Below are 18,831 nucleotides of genomic sequence, written 5' to 3' on the forward strand. Positions count from 1 at the left end.
ACGGTGAGCCCGGCGCCGCGAAGCGCCCTGGCCCTCTCCACCATTCTCCTACTGTATGCCATGCGGACTCCGTTCCGGACCTCAACGGTCCAACTTTTTGTCCGCAGTCCCAACGCTAAAACGGGATGGGCTTTCCGACTGAGGTCTCTAGCGGAAACTGCGTCCCGGAATAGGCGCTCAGACTGGGACGTATTTTCCCGATCGAGCCCCTCGAGGAAACTGCGACCCGGAATCTGTGCCCGAAACGGGACGTGGTTTCCCCGAGGACCGAAACAGCCGCCCGCCCCTCGTCAAAATCATCCGCTTTCCTCCGTTGTATGCGGAACATCCAAGGAGTGTCCCAGAGTGCCGGCAATAGGAACGTCCCCAGCTGCCGGCAGCATTTCACCGCAACTGCAAAAACCCGCGCAGGCAACCGTAGTCACCTGCGCGGGTTTAGTGGGCGCTCACAAAGGTGCGTTACAGAGGCCCACGTCAGTTATGGATTACCGAACGGCACCGGCACGCGATGCCTCAGTCGGCTTACCAAGCGATGAAGCTTACCGAAGTCCTAGACAATCGGCGCAATGCCGGCAAAGTGCAGATACAGCGAAATGATTGCTACGATAATGACCACCGCTGCGATCAGCTTGTCGTGCAGATGCGGAAGCACCGGCTTACCGCGACCTCGCTCGCCCAACATATAGACGGGAATGGCCGGAGCAAAAAGAATCGTCGTGATCATAACGCCCTGAAGACCCGTCGACCACACCAGGAACAATGTGTAGATGAAGCCGAGCGTACCGAAGAAGCGGGCTTTGCCGACGCTTGGCGCATGCGGCCCGTCCAGATGCTCGTTCTTCCAGCCAATCACCATGTAATAGGCAGCCGAGCAGACATACGGAACCAGAATCGTGTTGACTGCGCAGCTATAGAAGAACTGGTAGGTGCTCGCCGCCACATACGACACGATCAAGAAGAGCTGCGTGATGCCGGAGCTCACAAGAACCGTTACCACCGGGGCGTCGTGCTTGTTCGTCTTGGCAAACGCCAGAGGGAAGGATCCCTGGCGCGCCGCCTCGAACGGCGTCTCGGACGCAATGATGACATAGCCCAGCAGCGCGCCGACCAGCGAAAGGATAACGCCAAGGTTTACGATGGCAGCGCCAACCGGACCGATTGCACACTCGAGAATTCCCGCCATGGAGGGCGTTGCGAGCTGCGCCATCTCCTCGCGCGGCATAATGCCGAGTGACAGCATCGAGATGATCAGATACAGCGTAAATACAGCCGCAAATCCGAGCGCCGTCGAGCGGCCGACGTCACGCACGTACTTTGCACGGCCCGAGATAACGACAGCGCCCTCGATGCCCGTGAAGACCCAGACAAGGGCGATCATGGTCGAGACAACCTGCTCGCCAAAGCCAGGACCAGCCGGCTCTCCCCAGAAGTTGTCCATAAAGATATCGACGTTGAACTTACCCAGGAGCACGATGCTCAGCACAAAGAGCCCCAGCGGCACCAGCTTCGCCAACGTGACGATAGTGTTAATGCCCGCAGCCTCCTTAACGCCACGAAGCACAAGGACGGTAAGGAACCACAAAAACACGCTGGCGCAGACGATGGAAAGCAGGTTGTTACCCGCGCCAAACGCAGGGAAGAAATAGCCCAGCGCGCTAAACAGCAAGAGCGCAAAGCTCACGTTGGAAAGACATGCGCTGATCCAGTAACCCCAGGCGGAGTTGAATCCAATGTAATCGCCAAAACCGGCCGCAGCGTATGCATAGATGCCGCCGGTCAGGTCGGGACGAGCCTGAGACAAACCGTTGAACACCATCATCAGCGCAAAGACGCCGATAAAGCAAATTCCCCACGAGACGATAACCGCACCGGTATTTGCCCCGCCTGCTGCCATATCGCCGGCAAGCGAAAAGATACCGCCACAAATACTGGCGGTAATGACCATCATGGTCAGACGAAAGAGATCGAGGCCATTAGGGTCGATAATCTCGTCGTTTTGAACTTTAGAGGCCATTGTATGTGCACCCCCTTCATCATGTGATCGAACGAAAGATGACCCGGACGTCCCGAATCGGGTGCCGGGCCATCGGTCAAGCGATCATCAGACTGTTACAGCTATCGCGTTAGAAGCGCAGCGACAGGCAAGAAAGGCCGCCGTCGACCTTGCGATACTCGGAGGTATCGACGACGAGCGTCTTGTATCCCAGATCCTGCACGGCCTTGAGCACGGTCGGATAGCCCTCGGCGACGATGACCGTACCGTTGACCCAGATGCAGTTGGCGCCGTAAGCCTCGTCCTCGGGCACGACGATCTTGTTGTACTGGGCAAAGTCGGGTTTATCGATAAACTCACCGGAAACGAGCATGTTGTTGTCCTCGATGTAGTTGACGCCCGTCTTGAGGTGTAGGACCTCCTCCAGCGGAACCTCGGAACCCTCGAGACCCCAGCCCTCGAGAATCTCACAGAACTGGCGGATGCCCTCTTCGTTGGTGCGAGCGGAGCGACCGACGTAGAAATGGTCGCCGACCATCATGACGTCGCCGCCGTCGAGCGTACCCGGAGAAACGATGTGCTTGACATGCTCGTCGTCAAAGAAGCGACGGACGGCTGGTTCGATCTCGTCCTTCTCGCCGTTGCGGCTGTCGGCACCGGGGTTGGTAATGATGGCGCCGCAGCGAGTGATGACGGCCGGATCCTCGACAAAGCAGCTGTCGGGATACTGCTCGAGCGCCGGCAGCACCGACACGTCAACGCCGCACTGCTCGAGCGCATGCTCGTAATCGTAGTGCTCCTCGATGGCACGCTCGTAGATGGGCTGGCCAAGCTCGGGGGCACTCGTGATGCCATTGCTCAGGGACTTGCCGGGACGACGGATGATGACGTGGCTGAACTTGGTCATGATGATCCTCCTTGGATCTCTTAGCAGAGAGCGGGACTTCTTTGCGCCCGCCTTCCTTTCGATGGCTTTATCTTAAGGCGGTTTTCCTATTTTGTATATTGTATACAATCCTGAACGGTAGGTATTCATCGGTAAGCGTATTCTCACCTATCGGCGCAAAGTAGCGCGATTTAACTGGTCGTTCTATAATTCAACTGAGCTATTCAAGCGAAACGTATTTAATTTTGAAAATATACAGTTGAGGAACACAAGCTCATGGAAACGCTCAGAAGACCCTTGAAGGATCATGTATACGACTATATTTCGAGCCGCATAGATGCCGGCGAGCTTTCGGCTGGCGACCGCGTGAGCGAGCAAGCGATCTGCGATGCCATGGGCGTGTCGCGCACGCCGGTTCGCGAGGCGCTCATTCAGCTGGCAAGCGATGGCTACCTGGACAATCTCCCCCGTCGCGGATTCCGTGTCCGTGGGTTCGATCAACAAAACGCCGTTGAAGTCTTTGAGATTATGGGGCCGCTCGATGGGCAGGCGGCATACCTCGCCTGTCCCCTCCTGACCAAAGAGGACATCATGCAGCTGAAGTTTTTGGTTGGGTCCATGGACCTTGCGATCCAAGGCGGTCTTATCCGAAAGTACGACGACATTCAGCGAGACTTTCATCTGACGTACTTCAACCGCTGCGGCAACGATCGTCTACGCGATATGATTGCGCAGCTCGAGCGCTGCTTTATCAAACGCGATTACGAGACTGTCGATCAAGAGACGGCGTGCAAGCTGCTCGATAAAGCCAATGCCGAACATGCCCATATTCTTGAACTGTTCGAAGCGCGGGACGCGGCGGGCGTGCGCGATTACGTACGCGATGTCCATTGGAACACGGAGAACGCCCAGTTCACCGTTTGGTAGGAAAGCAGCGGGCGGTAGCGGACCAATTCTTGGCACCGCCGCTCAAAATGATTCATTTCCCTCCGTCACCAAGGGATCATTGGTGCAATGGGAGCAGGTTACTTTGCGCCAATAAGTAGGATGCGGAGCAACCAAACGGCGGGACTCCGGGCCGCAGCTTCTCAAACGACACCCTTCCGGAAACCGTGTCCCACTATCCGGGCGAATTCTGGGATGCAGCTTCCCAATGGGGCCCCTTGGGGAAATCGCATCCCGGAATTCACGCCCGAAACGGGATGCGTTTTCCAGTTGAGGCATCTTGCGGAAAATGCATCCCGGAATCGTCGCTCAGACCGGGACGCATTTTCCCGATCGACCCTCTGCGGGAAACTGTATCCCACCTTGAGGGGCAAAACTGGGACGCGGTTTCCGGCCCGGGCATCAAAACGAAGTTGCGGTGGAATAGTTCCTGCTTGGGGCTTTAACCAGCAAAAACAGGAACTATTTCACCGCAAGTTATGAGGGACGGGATGGGGCTGGCCCTCTTACTCTTACAGATGGCGCTCCAGGAAGCGGAAGGCTAGGCGAATCCAAGGGCGAACCGCCACCTGCTTGCCCTCGTTGTCGACCGCGGTATTGGCATTGCCGAGCGAAAGGCCGTGACCGCCTTGGTCAAAGACGTGCATCTCGCAAGCGACGCCCTCCTCGGCCATGCGCTGAGCAAACGGATAGACCTGCGCGATCGGCGCTGTTTTGTCATCGGACACGCCCCACACAAAGGTCGGCGGCATCTGACGCGAAACATGCGTGGTAGGGCAGATATCGGCCAGGTGCTCTTCGGTGGCCTCGCCGCCGGTCACCATCGACAGGTAGTCGTTGAGCAAATCGCGCCCCGTCTTGCCGCCTGTCTTGGGCACGCGCAAGTCGATGCGCGGATCGCGCGTCTGCATGTCGCGGACATAGGCAAAGTCGAGCAATGGATAGCCCAGCACCACGGCATCGGGACGAATGTCGTCCGGACGCGCCCCGGCAAGTGCCGCGAAGGGACCGGTCTTCCACTGCGTTGCCAGCGAGGCGCAAATCATGCCGCCCGCCGAAAAGCCCACAACGCACACGCGCTTGGGATCGACATGCCACTCGTCGGCATTCGCACGAACCGTGGCGACCATCTTGGCAAGATCTGCCTGGGGGTGCGGAAAGCTCACGTCACCCGTGCCACTCGTGACATAGTTGAGAACAAAGGTCTGGTACCCGTGATCCAAAAAGGCAAACGCCACCGGATCTTGCTCATGCGGGGCGATGTGCGTAAACGCGCCTCCGCCGCAGATGATCACTGCCGGGCGACGACCATTGGGCTTGCCGGGCAGCGGTTCGGCCCCCATATAGGTAAACGTCGCCGGATATTCCTCGGTCGGCTCCTCGCCCCACAGCGCATGGCTCTCGACGATCATATATGCTCCCTTCGCGCGATTCATGCGCACGTTATGTATCGCCTTCAAGCGTACCCCACTTGGACGCACGGCATCGAAACGTATCCGCAATAAGTTCCCTTCAACTGATATATCACATAATCCCAGCTCAGGGCCGTCGTTGAGCAGCGTAAAATAGAGACGCTGACCGAGCCGGTAAACACACACGAAACGTTTCCGGCAAAACTACGCGTGCGCCACATGCGCACTTGATACGTTGGAGGCATCTATGGGTCTGCTCGATTCGCTCAAGTCCACGTTCAACTCGTCGGGCGAGGCGTCCGTACCGCCCGCGGCAAGCTTCGCCACCCGCGAAGGCGTCATCTACGCTCCCGTTAACGGTGTACTCGTCAATCTAAACGAGGTTCCCGACGAGACCATCGCCTCGGGTATGCTCGGCCAGGGCTACGGCATCGAGCCCATCACCGGCACCATCTATGCGCCCGCTAACGGCCGCATCGGCGCCACCACCGTCACCAACCACTCTATTGGCATGATCACCGAGGACGGCCTTCGCGTGTTCATCCATGTCGGCCTGGGCACCGTACAAATGAACGGCAAGGGTTTTGCCCGCTTTGTCGAGATGGGCGATGTGGTCAAGGCAGGCCAGCCGCTCATCAGTTTCGACCGCGATGCCATTAAGGCCGCTGGCCACGAGGACATCGTGACCGTCATCATCTCCGAGCTCGATCGTCTTAAGAGCATCGACCATGTCGGCGAGTCTGGAACGCTTATCGGCGGCAACCCGCTCGTCAAGCTGGGCGACCCGCTGCTGGTGGCTAAGACCAAGTAACGAGTCCTGCGCCGTACAGCCAATAGGCAACACGCCAAGCGCCCACGACCATCTGGCCGCGGGCGCTTTTCGTTTGAAAACCGTCCCGTCAATACCTTATCTGTATAGCCCAAATGAGCCGAGCTGCTAGAATATCGAACTGTATGGATAACTATCATTCAACCGCTATGGGAGGATACGTGAACCGCACCAAAATCGCGCAGCTCTATGCCGATTCCGAGTCGCTCGGCGGCAAGGCCGTCACTGTCGCCGGCTGGGTCAAGTCCGTCCGCGACATGAAGAACTTTGGCTTCGTCACGCTCAACGACGGCAGCTGCTTCCGCGACCTGCAGGTCGTCATGAACCGCGAGACGCTCGGCAACTACGACGAGATCGCCCACCAAAACGTCTCGGCTGCACTCATTTGCACCGGCACCGTCAGGCTGACCCCCGATGCGCCCCAGCCTTTCGAGCTTTCTGCCACCTCCATCGAGGTAGAGGGCACGAGCGCCCCGGACTACCCGCTGCAGAAGAAGCGCGCAACCGTCGAGTTCCTGCGTACCCAGCAGCACCTGCGCCCGCGCACCAACCTGTTCCGCGCTGTGTTCCGCATCCGCTCTGTCGCGGCTGCCGCCATCCACCGCTTCTTCCAGGAGCAGGGCTTTGTCTACGTCAACACCCCCATCATCACCACGAGTGACTGCGAGGGCGCCGGCGAGATGTTCCGCGTGACCACGCTCGACCCCAAAAATCCGCCTCTCACCGAGTCCGGAGAGGTCGACTGGAGCCAGGACTTCTTTGGCAAGCATGCAAGCCTTACCGTGTCCGGCCAGCTCAATGCCGAGAACTTTGCCATGGCCTTTGGCGACGTGTACACCTTTGGCCCCACCTTCCGCGCCGAAAACTCCAATACCACGCGCCACGCCGCCGAGTTTTGGATGATCGAGCCCGAGATGGCCTTTGCCGACCTGAACGACTACATGGATAACGCCGAGGCCATGCTCAAGTACGTTCTTAAGGACGTTATGGCCACTTGCCCCGACGAGCTCAACATGCTCAACAAGTTTGTGGACAAGGGCCTGATCGAGCGCCTGAACCACGTAGCCAACTCCGACTTTGCCCGCGTCACCTACACCGAGGCCGTCGAGATCCTGGAGCAGGCCGTCGCCGCCGGTCACAAGTTTGACTATCCTGTCAGCTGGGGCATTGACCTGCAGACCGAGCACGAGCGCTTCCTGACCGAGGAGCACTTTAAGCGCCCGACCTTCGTGACCGACTACCCGGCCGAGATCAAGGCCTTCTACATGCGCATGAACGACGACGGCAAGACCGTCGCCGCCGCCGACTGCCTGGTTCCCGGTATCGGCGAGATTATCGGCGGCTCCCAGCGCGAGGAGCGCCTGGATCTTCTCGAGGCCCGCATCAAGGACCTGGGCATGGCCCCCGAGCAGTACAAGTACTACCTTGACCTGCGCCGCTACGGTTCCTGCAAACACGCCGGCTACGGCCTGGGCTTCGAGCGCTTGGTCATGTATCTGACCGGCGTGGGCAACATCCGCGACGTCCTTCCGCACCCCCGCACCGTGGGCAACGCCGATTTCTAATCGCCACAGCTCCGTCCCGCGCGTTACAGCGTGTCGCACCAGCGCCTCTCGGCAAGCCGAGGGGCGCTTTTTTCAACAGCATCCGTCAGGCTTTTGTCAAGCTTTTGGTCAGCTGATCAGGGCTGTTGAAAACTCGATCCGCCGCTTGCCGACGACTACCGACCACCCAGAGTGCCCTGCGCCCCTCAGCAAACCCCGTGTCCTAGGCTCCGTACCGTCATCACCCAAAAACGGAAAGGACGTGAACGCAATGGCCAAACCCGCTGTTGAGAACTACGAGGCCACGACCAGGGGTGCTGCTTCCATGGCAGCCTATCGCGCTGTGCGCATCCTGCAACTCTTAAGCGAGCATACCGGTGAGGACAAAGCGCTTCCTCCCGATGAGCTGATCGAGCGTCTCGCCCATCCCGACGACCCCGCTCGCATGCCCATCTCGGCAGCGCGGCGCAGTATCCATACCGCGATTTCCGCCCTGCGACATGCCGGATACGAGATTGAGTACAAGCGCGGCGCGGGTTACCGACTTCTCACCCGACCGCTCTCCGACGAGGAAATCATTCGACTCCATGGCATGGTCATGCGCAACCGCTCCACACCCATCGCGACCAGGAAAAGCATAGCGCGCCATCTGGTCGCCATGGCAAGCGCCGACGTTCGCGGCTACCTCGATACGTCCGAGCCGGCACCAAGCGCAGAAGGCAAACCCGCCAAGACCACGCGACCGCCCGCCAAACGCATCGATACCTGCGAGCTCATCGAGCGGGCCATCGACCACGGAACCACGGTGAGCTTTGACATTTCAAGCGTCACGACACATGACAAGATCGAAGTGACGAGGATGACCGTTCGGCCTTTTGCCATCAAACAGCGAGACGGTGTCTCGTATCTGCTGGGAACGGTCGTCGACGGGCACGGCTCCGACGACACCCTACGCACCGTCGAGGTCAGCCGCATGAGAAACGTTAGCACGCGCCTGCTCGACGGCAAGAAGCTCTTTGCCGCGCTGGACGAGGGGGAGCGGCCCGCGCCCGCCGCCTAAGTCTTGCCGTTGCCCGCCAAATCCCCCGCCGTCCATCCGGTTCAGTATTAAAAAACCCGACAGGTTGTTGAAAAAATGGGCATCGGCGCTACTATAGACCCACTTGCACTTTGTTTGAGTGCAGTGTTTCCAGCAATTTCTATACTGGGGGTAATGACATGAACGACATCACCATCAGCCGCAGGAGCCTTCTGGTCTCCGCCGGCCTGCTCGCACTGGCCCCGCTCGCCGGATGCGGCGGCAACTCTGGTTCCGGCTCTGCAGCCGCCGGTTCCGACTACACCATCGGCGTTCTGCAGCTCACTGAGCACTCCGCGCTCGACGCCGCCAACGACGGCTTTGTCAAGGCCATCAAGAAGAGCGGACTCAAGGTCAAGATCGACCAGAAGAACGCCCAGAACGACCAGTCCACGTGTAAGTCCATCGCCGACAAGTTTGTGGGCGACAACGTCAACTTGATCTACGCCATCGCCACGCCTGCCGCACAGGCTGCCGCCGGCGCCACGGCCGATATCCCCATCGTGGGCTGCGCCATCACCGACTACGCCGCCTCCGGCCTGGTCCAGGACAACGACAAGCCCGGCACCAACGTCACCGGCGCCTCCGACCTCACCCCGGTCGCCGAGCAGCTCGAGATGATGCAGAAGGTCCTGCCCGACGTTAAAAAGGTCGGTCTGCTCTACTGCACCGCCGAGTCCAACTCCGACGTCCAGATCAAGGCCGCCAAGAAGGAACTCGACAAGCTGGGCCTGGAGTACACCGATTTCACCGTCTCGAGCTCCAACGAGATCCAGTCCGTCGTCGAGTCTGCCGTGGGCAAGGTCGACGCGCTCTACTCTCCCACTGACAACACTATCGCCGCGGGCGCTTCGCAGGTCGGTCAGATCTGCAAGGAGAACAAGCTTCCCTTTGTGACCGGCGAGGAGGGCATGTGCATGGCCGGCGGCCTGTTCACCCTTTCCATCAACTATGAGGACCTGGGCTACGCCGCGGGCGAGATGGCCGTTAAGATTCTGAAGGGCGAGGCCAAGCCCGAGGATATGCCGATCAAGCACCTCCCGAGCAAGGATCTGGTCGTCATCAAGAACGACGAGATGGCCGAGGCCCTGGGCATCGACCTTTCCGCTCTAGACGAGTAGCGCCATGCGCGGTAACGCAGCTAGGCACGCGCTTGCGCCATAGCTGCGTTATTCAATATCTGAGTCATTGGGGCGAACGCTAAAGACCGGCGTTCGCCCTGCTTGTTTTTGGTAAAACAAAATGTCCGTCCGCTGCTCTTTTATGCATTGGTACCGCTATTATGGAAAATCACGTGTCCACCCTATCCTAGGAGGTATGAAGCATGCTCATTGCATTGCAGGGCGCCGTTTCGCAGGGTGTCCTCTGGGGCATTATGGTGCTTGGCGTGTTTATCACGTTCCGCCTGCTCGACATCCCCGATATGACCTGCGACGGCAGCTTTGCCCTCGGCGGCTGCGTCTGCGCCGTGCTCATCGTCAACAACAATGCCGACCCGTTGCTCGCCGTTTTGGCCGGCATGTGCGCCGGCGCCATTGCGGGCGCGGTCACGGGCATTCTGACCACCGTCTTTGAGATTCCCGCGATCCTCGCCGGAATCCTCACCCAGATCAGCCTGTGGTCCATCAACCTGCGCATCATGGGCAAATCCAACACGCCCATCCTTGCCAAGGGCACCGTGTTCTCGGCCGTCAGCAATATGACGGGCCTGCCGCAGTCCACCGTTGCCATCATCCTGGGCATCTTGCTCGCCGTGGCTATCGTTGCCATCCTGTATTGGTTCTTTGGCACCGAGATCGGCTCGGCGCTGCGCGCCACCGGCAACAACGAGTACATGATCCGTGCCCTGGGCGTCAACACCAACTCCACTAAGATGATCGCCCTCGTGCTCTCCAACGCCCTCATTGGCCTTTCGGGCGCGCTCATCTGCCAGAGCCAGAAGTACGCCGACATTGGCATGGGCACCGGCGCCATCGTTATCGGTCTCGCCGCCATTGTTATCGGCGAGGTGCTCGGCCGCCTGCTGCCCGGCGGTCTCACGCAGTTTAGCGTCCGTCTTGCCTCCGCCGTCTTTGGCTCCGTAGTGTACTTCCTCATCCGCGCCATCGTGCTGCAGCTGGGCATGGACGCCAACGACATGAAGCTGCTCTCCGCCGTGATTGTCGCCGTGGCCCTATGCGTGCCCGTGGTTTGGGAGCGCTATAAGCTCCGCAGCTCCTACACGAAGGGGGATGAGGCAGATGCTTAAGCTCTCGCACGTCAAGAAGACCTTTAACAAGGGCACCGTCACCGAAAAGCGCGCTCTTACCGGCGTCGACCTTACCCTCAACGACGGTGACTTTGTAACCGTGATTGGCGGCAACGGCGCCGGCAAGTCCACGCTGCTCAACATGATCGCCGGCGTGTATCCGCTCGATTCGGGCGTTATCGAGCTCGACGGCACCGACATCTCGCGTCTGAGCGAGTCGCAGCGTGCCAAGTACCTGGGCCGCGTGTTCCAGGACCCCATGCGCGGCACCGCAGCCGACATGCAAATTGCCGAGAACCTGGCACTCGCCAAGCGTCGCGGCCAGCGTCGCGGCCTTTCGTGGGGCGTCACCAAGGCCGAGAAGGACGAGTACGTCAAGCTGCTCAAGCGTCTGGACCTTGGTCTGGACACGCGCCTCAACGCCAAGGTCGGCCTGCTCTCGGGCGGCCAGCGCCAGGCACTCACCCTGCTCATGGCCACGCTCACCAAGCCGCGCCTGCTGCTGCTCGACGAGCATACCGCGGCACTCGACCCCAAGACGGCCTCTAAGGTGCTCAATCTGACCGAGGAGATCGTCGACGAGAACCACCTGACCACGCTCATGGTCACGCATAACATGAACGACGCTATCCGTCTGGGCAATCGCCTGATCATGATGCACGAGGGCCACGTAATCTACGACGTGGCGGGCGATGAGAAGAAATCGCTCACCGTGACCGACTTGCTTCAGAAGTTCGAGGAGGTCTCGGGCGGCGAGCTCGCCAACGACCGCATGCTGCTGAGCTAAACCTACCAAAAAGGGACAGGTTGATTTTGGCAGGTTTTATCTGCGCAGACGTCAAAACCGCCGCAAAGGGACAGGCACCTTTGCGGCGGTTTTCGCATATTATGTCGATAATCCAGCGTCAGCAGGGACCACTGGTTAAGAACTAAGGAAACTGCCATGAGAGGATCTCTTCCTCGTCTTGCTTGACCGCCGCACTCCTTGCCAGCGTACTCGCCGGCGCCCCAGCTTACGCCACCGCGGACGCCCCATCTCAAGCTATCGGCCCGTCCGTTGTGATCGGACGGGCTTTTTGGTGGGTATCATGGTTGAACGATCATGAGGAGGTTTTCCCTACATGGAATTGTTTGAGCCGATTCTTCATTTCTTTGAGCAGTGGTGGGTCCACAACATCATCTGGGCTGGTATCTTGGCGATAGGCACCGCCGTTGCCGCCAAAGTCGTTTCCAAGACGCTGCGTCACCTGCTCAACCGCGACGATAACCCGCTTCCGGCATCGAGTATCTTCATCAACATTGCGCGCGCCGTCATCTGGATGATCGGCGGCAGCTTTATCCTCGACAACTGCTTTGGCATTAACGCAAACGCGCTCGTCGCCGCTCTTGGCGTCGGCGGCATTGCCATCTCGCTCGGCTTTCAGGACACGCTGTCGAACCTTATCGGCGGCATGCAGGTGACCTTTATGGGCATCATCAAGCCCGGCGACAATATCGAGGTTGGCGGCGTTTCGGGCGTGGTCCAGGACATCACCTGGCGCCACACGACCATCGAGGATGCCTACGGGCAGACCATCATTGTGCCCAACTCCAACATCTCCAAGGACACGCTCGTGCATCTGATGCCCTTTGGACGTGTGGCCGTGCCCGTTGTCGTAAAGGATACGTCTAAATGGGCTTCCCTTGACGCGCTGGCAGACGAGCTGACCAGCGCCACCAAAACGGCCGTCTCGCCCATCTCGGGCTTTGACCAGGAGCCCTACGTGCTCTTTAGCGAAATCGGCGACTTTGGCATCAAGGGCAAGATCATCTTTATCGTCAGTGACGACAGCACCACACTCACCGCTGCCGACGCCTGCATCCGCGCTATCGCTCCCATCATCGCCTAAAGCACCACAAAGGGGACAGTGAACTGCCTCCCATTTCTTTGACATCGGGAAATGGGAGGTTTTCATTCGTGGTACCATAGTTCATACAGTTGTTTAAACGACTAAGGGAGCAAACTATGGAAGAGGCCTACCGTCAAGCACGCAAGCGCGGCGAGCAAGGACGTCGACGCGCCATTAGCCAAAGCGAGCATCCATACCTTACGGACCTCGACAGTTTGGTTGCCCAGCTCCCCCTAGGTCAGCGAGAGAATGTCGGCCTGCGGGATATTCCGCTCGAAATGGTTGTCGGCACGGTTACCAAGGGCCGTCAGTCCGCCTTTTCATGCAACTTTATGCCCCTGCTGCCGTTTAGCACCGAGTTCGCCCGCAAGTGGTCCAACCTCTACGACATTCAGGTAACCGAGGGCTATCGCGACCCCATCATCGTCACCGAGTTCATGCATAGGTTCTATGTCCAGGAAGGCAACAAACGCGTCAGCGTCCTCAAATTCCTGGACGCCCCGACGGTTTCGGCCAAGGTCACCCGCCTCTACCCCGGCAAATGGGATTCCGTCGAAAGCCGCCTGTACGGTGAGTTCTGCGCGTTTTGGCGTGTCTGCCCCCTATACGAGATCGAGTTCTCGCGCGAAGGAAGCTACGAAACGCTCGCCAAGATGCTCGGTCAGAACCTTATCGAAAAATGGCCCCAGAAAAAGGTCGACTACCTGCGCCACACCTTCCTACTCTTTAAGCGCGCCTACCTTCGCGCGGGCGGCAACCACCTGGACATTACGCCCGCCGACGCCATGCTCGTCTACCTCAATGTGTACAACCAGGACCGCCTGCTGGATACGCCGACGGATATCGTCGTAAACCGCCTGTGCAAGATCTGGCGCGAACTGGTCATCGCCGGGAAAAGTGACGAGGACAAGGTCGATCTTGTCGAAGCGCCGAACGTCGATGAGGAGGAGTCGCCCGCCAAGTCCACCTCCGGTATGCTCAACTTCTTTATGGGCAAGACCGTCTATTCGGCGGCCAACCCCCTGCGCATCGCCTTTATCCATGAATTCACCTGTGCGACGTCGAGCTGGGACAGCCTGCACGACCAAGGGCGTCAGTATCTCGATGAGCACTTTGGAGGTATCGTGCGCACCGAGGCGTTTGAGGACTGTCACGATCCGGACGTGTTCTACGCCGCCGTGGAAACGGCTGTCAAACATGGAGCAAACGTCATCTTCTCGACCTCGCACCGCCTGATGGAATACACGCTCAGGGCTGCCGTTGAGTATCCCCGGGTTCGGTTCCTTAACTGCTCCATCGGCCTTCCCCACCAAAGCGTCCGTTCGTACTTTGGCAAGATGTACGAAGCCAAGTTTCTCCTGGGCGCCCTTGCCGCCAGCATGGCGGACAACCACCGCATCGGTTACCACGCGTCGGTCTTCGCCTCGGGTGCACTCAGCGAGATCAATGCCTTTGCGATTGGCGCCTCGCTGCTCGACCCCCGTGCGCAAATTATCCTGACCTGGGGCGATGTGCCCGCCGGAGGCCTTGCCGAGGCCATGTGCCGCGAAGGTGTGAGCGTCATGACCGGCGCCGACATGTCAAAGTCGCTCGAAGACCCCACGGCCTACGGACTCCACCGTCTGGTCGATGGCAAGGTTGCCGGCATTGCCATGCCGGTGTGGAACTGGGGCCGATACTACGAGCTTATCGTGCGAAGTCTACTGCATGGCACCTGGGATGAGACCAGTGACGACAGCCAGCTTCGCGCCGTCAACTACTGGTATGGCATGAGCTCGGGCGTTATCGACATTCGCTACGCTCCGGGCCTGCCCTATCAGACGCGCAAGCTTGTTCAGCTCCTCCGCAATGGCATCGTCGAGGGCTCTATCAATCCATTTGGCGGCGAGCTCCATAGCCAAGACGGCGTGGTGCAGATTGAGGGCTTCCCCCCGCTGCCGAGCACGCAAATCGTCGAGATGGACTGGCTGGCAGACAACGTGGTGGGCACCATTCCGCAGCCCGACGATGAGCCGAAGGTCCGTGCTCTATGAAAATCCTTGCCATAGCCGATACCGAAGAGCGATGCCTGTGGGAGTGCTTTCGCAAGGAACGCTTTGAGGGTGTCGACCTAATTTTGTCCGCTGGCGATCTGGACCCGGACTATCTTGAGTTTTTGGTCACGGTCATCAACAGACCGCTCATCTACGTGCGTGGCAATCACGATGACCGCTACGCGCGTCATGCACCGGGCGGCTGCATCTGTGTCGAAGACACCGTGTACGTGTATCGCGGCGTCCGCATTGCGGGGCTTGGCGGCTCCATGCGCTATCGAGATGGCGCTAACATGTACACCGAGCGCGAGATGGCCAAGCGCATGCGTAAGCTGTCCCGCAAAGTGAGGATGGTCGGCGGCTGCGACATCTTGCTCACCCATGCGCCCGCCGCCGGCATGGGCGATCTGGACGATCTGCCACATCGGGGATTCGAATGCTTTAACACAGCGCTCCAGACATGGAGTCCCAACTACATGGTGCACGGGCATGTGCACCAATGCTATGTTCGCGACTTTCAACGCGAACGCCAGCACGCATGCGGGACGACGATTATCAACGCCTGCGGCTATACGCAGTTTGAGCTTGACGAGGCGCGCTACCCCATCCGTGGCTGGCAGGCAGCCTGGCTCAATTCGCAAACCATGCGCCGCGAGCTCAAGCGCCACGAGGCAATAGAGTCCTCAACCGCCAGAACCCCCTGGTAACCACCACAAAGGGGACAGGTGCCTTTGTGGCGGTTCCGGACATCTCGACACTACAGCGCGGCGATGACCTTATCGCCCATCTGGGTCGTGCCGAGGATCTTATCGGTAGGGGTGCTGGCGTCGGCGATGTCGCGGGTACGCCAGCCTTCGTCAAGCACACGCGCCACGGCATTTTCGATCCAGGTAGCCTGCCCACCCATGTCGAGCGCGTACGTGAGCAGCATTGCCGCCGACAGGATCTGCGCGAGCGGGTTAGCGATACCGAGCCCCGCGATGTCGGGCGCGCTGCCGGCGCTCGGCTCAAACAGCGACACACCATCGCCTAGCGAAGCCGAGGCAAGCATGCCGAGCGATCCGGTAATCTGCGCCGCCTCGTCGGAGAGAATGTCGCCGAACATGTTCTCCGTAACTACGACGTCAAAGTCGGCCGGTCGGTTAATGAGCTGCATGGCGGCGTTGTCGACGAGCAGGTCCTCAAGCTCTACATCTGGATACTCCTCGTCATGCACGCGATGCACGACCTCACGCCACATGCGGCTCGTCTCCAATACATTGCGCTTGTCCACGCTTGTCACCTTGCCGCGGCGCTTGCGAGCTGCCTCGAACGCCTGGCGGGCGATGCGCTCAACTTCGTACTCGCGGTACTCCATTACGTCAACCGCGCGCTGGCCAGCCACACCGTCGGTGCCCGCACCGCCCTCGTCATAAAAGCGCTCGTGCTTGCCAAAGTAAATGCCACCGGTAAGTTCGCGGACGAGTACCATGTCAACGCCCTTGATGACTTCGGGACGAAGCGTCGACGCGCTGGCAAGTGCGTCGTAGATTTTTACAGGGCGAAGGTTGGTATAGAGGCCGAGTTCTTTGCGGATACGCAGCAAGCCTTGCTCGGGGCGCGGGGCCGCTGGATCGGTCGAATCCCACTTTGGGCCACCGACGGATGCCAACAGCACGGCGTCCGACGCCTTTGCCGCCGCAAGGGTTTCATCGGGCAGCGGATTGCCGCACGCATCGATCGCCGCGCCACCAATCAGGTGATCCTCAAAGGCAAACTCTACGCCAGCGCGCTTGCCCACGGCAGCCAGCACCTTCTTACCCTCGGCCATAACCTCGGGCCCAATGCCGTCACCAGGAAGACAGCAGATCTTATAGGTCTTCTTCACGTTGCAGCTCCAGCTCTCGCTACTCGGCCCGTTTGCAAACGGATTATCCAGCTTGACCGTCATAATCGCTTACGCCTCCTGACCCTTTGCCGCGACAATCTTGGCACGCATGCGCGCAACCAAACCGCCGGCCTCGATAATCTCGGCAATAAATGGCGGGAATGGCTCAGCTGTAAAAGTCTCGCCAGTACGCTCGTTGGTGATGACACCCGCATCGGTATCGACCTTCACGGTATCGCCGGCACAAATCGCATCGACAGCTTCGGGGCACTCCATAATGGGCAGGCCCACGTTAATGGCATTGCGATAGAAGATGCGTGCGAAGCTCTTGGCAATAACACACGACACCCCTGCAGCCTTAATGGCAACCGGGGCATGCTCACGCGAAGAACCGCAACCAAAGTTCTCCTCAGCCACAATGATGTCACCAGGCCTCACGGCAGAGGCAAACGCGGGGTCAATATCCTCCATAGCATGCGCCGCCAAGTGCGCATGGTCGGACGAGTTCAGATACCGAGCAGGAATGATGACATCCGTATCAACATCACGACCATACCTAAATACCTTGCCTTCAAAGTTCATATCATTCTCCGTTCAAACATGGAATGCGGGGGATTTGATATTTACTTACTTACTCGGACAGTCCTGCTCGCACGGAGAGCACATTAAGTGCTCTCCGGCTCGTGCGGAACTCGACGCAAGCAAATATCAAATCCCTCGTTCGCGTTTCGGCTACAAAAAAGCTAATGGAAAGTTAGCGTTCGCCTTCGGCGAACAAAAAAGTGCCAGGACTGTCCGCAGTAGCGAGCAAAGGTCGAAGGACCCCGTAGCCCCTACAGGTCAGACGGCGCACAGATATGCCCCGCCACGGCAGAAGCAGCCGCCACGGCCGGCGAGGCCAGATAGACCTCGGACGTGGGGTCGCCCATACGGCCGACAAAGTTGCGGTTGGTCGTAGAAACGCAACGCTCCCCCGCCGCCAAGATGCCCATGTAGCCACCCAGGCACGGACCGCACGTGGGCGTGGAGAACACACAGTTGGCATCTAGGAAAATGTCGGTCAACCCCTCCTTCATGCACTGGCGGAAGACCGCCTGGGTAGCCGGAATCACGATGCAACGCACCCCGTCGGCAACCTTATGGCCGCGCATGACTTCGGCCGCAGCACGCATATCCTCGATACGTCCGTTGGTGCACGAGCCGATTACCGCCTGGTCGATCATGATGTGACGGCTCTCGCACACCGGATGGGTGTTGCTGGGCAGATGCGGCCACGATACACACGGCTTAATGTCGGCCGCGTCAATGGCAATAACCTGGGCATACTCGGCGTCTGGATCGGCGTGATACTCAACGTAATCACGTTCGCAGCGCCCCTTGAGCCAGGCGCGGGCAACATCATCGACCTCGATAATGCCCGCCTTGCCGCCCGCTTCGATCGCCATGTTCGAAATTGTCATGCGACCTTCCATCGACAGGCCCTCGATGGTGCTGCCGGCAAACTCCATGGCCTGGTACAGGGCACCGTCCACGCCGATCATGCCGATAATGTGCAGGATGATGTCCTTGGCGGTGGCGCCGTCCTCAAGCTCGCCATTAATCTCAAAGCGAATCGTCGGCGGCACCTTAAACCATGCGCGCCCCGTGGCAATGCCCACGCCGGCGTCTGTTGAGCCCACACCGGTCGAAAACGCACCCAAGGCGCCATACGTGCAGGTATGCGAGTCGGCACCGATAATCAGATCGCCCGGGACCACCACGCCGCGCTCGGGCAGCAGGGCGTGCTCAATGCCCGCGCAACCTTGCTCGTAATAGTGCGTCACATGCTGCTCGTGCGCAAAATCTCGCATCTTTTTGGTCTGCTCGGCGCTCTTGATGTCCTTGTTGGGCGCATAGTGATCGGGCACCAGGCAAACGCGGTCGCGATCGAACACCTCGGTGGCACCCAGCTCGCGAAAGACATCGATCGCGATAGGTGCGGTAATATCGTTGGCGAGCACGATGTCCAGGTCGCATTCGACCAGCTGGCCCGGCTTTACCTCGTCCAGGCCGGCGTGTGCCGCCAAAATCTTCTCTGCTACGGTCATGGGACGTGCCATGTGATTCC

At 59.3% G+C, this 18,831-nt stretch carries 16 protein-coding genes; 10 read left to right on the forward strand and 6 right to left on the reverse strand.

The window, feature by feature from the left end; all coding sequences use genetic code 11:
- Positions 1-550: 550 nt before the first annotated feature.
- Positions 551-2,014, reverse strand: coding sequence for a basic amino acid/polyamine antiporter (locus tag ACTQWD_RS06180; protein ID WP_441548455.1), 1,464 nt, complete (start codon positions 2,012-2,014; stop codon positions 551-553).
- A 109-nt stretch (positions 2,015-2,123) separates the two neighbouring features.
- Positions 2,124-2,900 (reverse strand): dimethylarginine dimethylaminohydrolase family protein, encoded by a 777-nt coding sequence (locus ACTQWD_RS06185; RefSeq protein ID WP_117583089.1) that lies wholly within the window; start codon positions 2,898-2,900, stop codon positions 2,124-2,126.
- A 276-nt stretch (positions 2,901-3,176) separates the two neighbouring features.
- On the opposite strand from ACTQWD_RS06185, the gene ACTQWD_RS06190 reads away from it, so the two are divergent.
- Positions 3,177-3,806 carry a GntR family transcriptional regulator gene (locus tag ACTQWD_RS06190; protein ID WP_441048862.1) on the forward strand — a complete coding sequence of 210 codons (630 nt, stop codon included), beginning with the start codon at positions 3,177-3,179 and terminating at the stop codon, positions 3,804-3,806.
- Between the two features lie 530 nt (positions 3,807-4,336).
- On the opposite strand, the gene ACTQWD_RS06195 is transcribed toward ACTQWD_RS06190, so the two are convergent.
- Complete coding sequence (locus ACTQWD_RS06195; protein WP_441048861.1) at positions 4,337-5,236, reverse strand: alpha/beta hydrolase; 900 nt, start codon at positions 5,234-5,236, stop codon at positions 4,337-4,339.
- 247 nt (positions 5,237-5,483) lie between these two features.
- Here ACTQWD_RS06195 and ACTQWD_RS06200 point away from each other — a divergent pair, with 247 nt between their 5' ends.
- The 9 genes from ACTQWD_RS06200 to ACTQWD_RS06240 all read left to right on the forward strand — a co-directional run bounded on the left by ACTQWD_RS06200 (position 5,484) and on the right by ACTQWD_RS06240 (position 15,564).
- Positions 5,484-6,047, forward strand: a complete 564-nt coding sequence (locus ACTQWD_RS06200) for a PTS sugar transporter subunit IIA (RefSeq protein ID WP_441032162.1) — start codon at positions 5,484-5,486, stop codon at positions 6,045-6,047.
- Positions 6,048-6,226: 179 nt separating this feature from the next.
- Positions 6,227-7,630, forward strand: a complete 1,404-nt coding sequence (gene asnS / locus ACTQWD_RS06205; RefSeq protein ID WP_441048860.1) for an asparagine--tRNA ligase — start codon at positions 6,227-6,229, stop codon at positions 7,628-7,630.
- Between the two features lie 250 nt (positions 7,631-7,880).
- Positions 7,881-8,669 carry a hypothetical protein gene (locus tag ACTQWD_RS06210; RefSeq protein WP_441048859.1) on the forward strand — a complete coding sequence of 263 codons (789 nt, stop codon included), beginning with the start codon at positions 7,881-7,883 and terminating at the stop codon, positions 8,667-8,669.
- A 158-nt stretch (positions 8,670-8,827) separates the two neighbouring features.
- On the forward strand, positions 8,828-9,808 hold the full coding sequence (locus ACTQWD_RS06215) for an ABC transporter substrate-binding protein (protein WP_427747699.1): 981 nt from the start codon (positions 8,828-8,830) through the stop codon (positions 9,806-9,808).
- A gap of 203 nt (positions 9,809-10,011) precedes the next feature.
- A complete protein-coding gene (locus ACTQWD_RS06220; protein ID WP_427718394.1) occupies positions 10,012-10,935 on the forward strand; it encodes an ABC transporter permease in 924 nt (307 codons plus the stop codon).
- Complete coding sequence (locus ACTQWD_RS06225; RefSeq protein ID WP_441048858.1) at positions 10,928-11,722, forward strand: ABC transporter ATP-binding protein; 795 nt, start codon at positions 10,928-10,930, stop codon at positions 11,720-11,722. Before ACTQWD_RS06220 ends, ACTQWD_RS06225 begins: the two co-directional genes overlap by 8 nt.
- A gap of 334 nt (positions 11,723-12,056) precedes the next feature.
- Positions 12,057-12,824: a mechanosensitive ion channel family protein gene (locus ACTQWD_RS06230; RefSeq protein ID WP_441048857.1), complete on the forward strand. Its 768-nt coding sequence runs from the start codon at positions 12,057-12,059 to the stop codon at positions 12,822-12,824.
- Between the two features lie 116 nt (positions 12,825-12,940).
- Positions 12,941-14,857, forward strand: coding sequence for a BMP family ABC transporter substrate-binding protein (locus ACTQWD_RS06235; protein ID WP_441559541.1), 1,917 nt, complete (start codon positions 12,941-12,943; stop codon positions 14,855-14,857).
- Positions 14,854-15,564: a metallophosphoesterase family protein gene (locus ACTQWD_RS06240; RefSeq protein WP_441559542.1), complete on the forward strand. Its 711-nt coding sequence runs from the start codon at positions 14,854-14,856 to the stop codon at positions 15,562-15,564. The genes ACTQWD_RS06235 and ACTQWD_RS06240 overlap by 4 nt, the downstream gene beginning before the upstream one ends.
- A 50-nt stretch (positions 15,565-15,614) precedes the next feature.
- Here the strand turns inward: ACTQWD_RS06240 and leuB are convergent, their stop codons facing one another.
- The 3 genes from leuB to leuC all read right to left on the reverse strand — a co-directional run bounded on the left by leuB (position 15,615) and on the right by leuC (position 18,823).
- On the reverse strand, positions 15,615-16,787 hold the full coding sequence (gene leuB / locus ACTQWD_RS06245) for a 3-isopropylmalate dehydrogenase (RefSeq protein ID WP_441559543.1): 1,173 nt from the start codon (positions 16,785-16,787) through the stop codon (positions 15,615-15,617).
- 6 nt (positions 16,788-16,793) lie between these two features.
- Positions 16,794-17,306 carry a 3-isopropylmalate dehydratase small subunit gene (locus ACTQWD_RS06250; RefSeq protein ID WP_441559544.1) on the reverse strand — a complete coding sequence of 171 codons (513 nt, stop codon included), beginning with the start codon at positions 17,304-17,306 and terminating at the stop codon, positions 16,794-16,796.
- Positions 17,307-17,557: 251 nt separating this feature from the next.
- Positions 17,558-18,823, reverse strand: a complete 1,266-nt coding sequence (leuC, locus tag ACTQWD_RS06255; RefSeq protein WP_441559545.1) for a 3-isopropylmalate dehydratase large subunit — start codon at positions 18,821-18,823, stop codon at positions 17,558-17,560.
- Between the last annotated feature and the right edge of the window lie 8 nt (positions 18,824-18,831).

It is taken from the genome of Collinsella sp. LCP19S3_B6, assembly GCF_052121815.1.
Classification (GTDB): Bacteria; Actinomycetota; Coriobacteriia; order Coriobacteriales; family Coriobacteriaceae; genus Collinsella.

What these genes read in the sequence shown, in the direction of transcription:
- ACTQWD_RS06200 (WP_441032162.1), top strand. Translation starts at nt 5,484, where the DNA reads ATGGGTCTGCTCGATTCGCTCAAGTCCACGTTCAACTCGTCGGGCGAG.
- ACTQWD_RS06210 (WP_441048859.1), top strand. Translation starts at nt 7,881, where the DNA reads ATGGCCAAACCCGCTGTTGAGAACTACGAGGCCACGACCAGGGGTGCT.
- ACTQWD_RS06195 (WP_441048861.1), bottom strand. Translation starts at nt 5,236, where the DNA reads ATGATCGTCGAGAGCCATGCGCTGTGGGGCGAGGAGCCGACCGAGGAA.
- leuB (WP_441559543.1), bottom strand. Translation starts at nt 16,787, where the DNA reads ATGACGGTCAAGCTGGATAATCCGTTTGCAAACGGGCCGAGTAGCGAG.
- ACTQWD_RS06240 (WP_441559542.1), top strand. Translation starts at nt 14,854, where the DNA reads ATGAAAATCCTTGCCATAGCCGATACCGAAGAGCGATGCCTGTGGGAG.
- ACTQWD_RS06225 (WP_441048858.1), top strand. Translation starts at nt 10,928, where the DNA reads ATGCTTAAGCTCTCGCACGTCAAGAAGACCTTTAACAAGGGCACCGTC.
- ACTQWD_RS06185 (WP_117583089.1), bottom strand. Translation starts at nt 2,900, where the DNA reads ATGACCAAGTTCAGCCACGTCATCATCCGTCGTCCCGGCAAGTCCCTG.
- leuC (WP_441559545.1), bottom strand. Translation starts at nt 18,823, where the DNA reads ATGGCACGTCCCATGACCGTAGCAGAGAAGATTTTGGCGGCACACGCC.
- ACTQWD_RS06235 (WP_441559541.1), top strand. Translation starts at nt 12,941, where the DNA reads ATGGAAGAGGCCTACCGTCAAGCACGCAAGCGCGGCGAGCAAGGACGT.
- ACTQWD_RS06220 (WP_427718394.1), top strand. Translation starts at nt 10,012, where the DNA reads ATGCTCATTGCATTGCAGGGCGCCGTTTCGCAGGGTGTCCTCTGGGGC.
- ACTQWD_RS06180 (WP_441548455.1), bottom strand. Translation starts at nt 2,014, where the DNA reads ATGGCCTCTAAAGTTCAAAACGACGAGATTATCGACCCTAATGGCCTC.
- ACTQWD_RS06215 (WP_427747699.1), top strand. Translation starts at nt 8,828, where the DNA reads ATGAACGACATCACCATCAGCCGCAGGAGCCTTCTGGTCTCCGCCGGC.
- ACTQWD_RS06250 (WP_441559544.1), bottom strand. Translation starts at nt 17,306, where the DNA reads ATGAACTTTGAAGGCAAGGTATTTAGGTATGGTCGTGATGTTGATACG.
- ACTQWD_RS06230 (WP_441048857.1), top strand. Translation starts at nt 12,057, where the DNA reads ATGGAATTGTTTGAGCCGATTCTTCATTTCTTTGAGCAGTGGTGGGTC.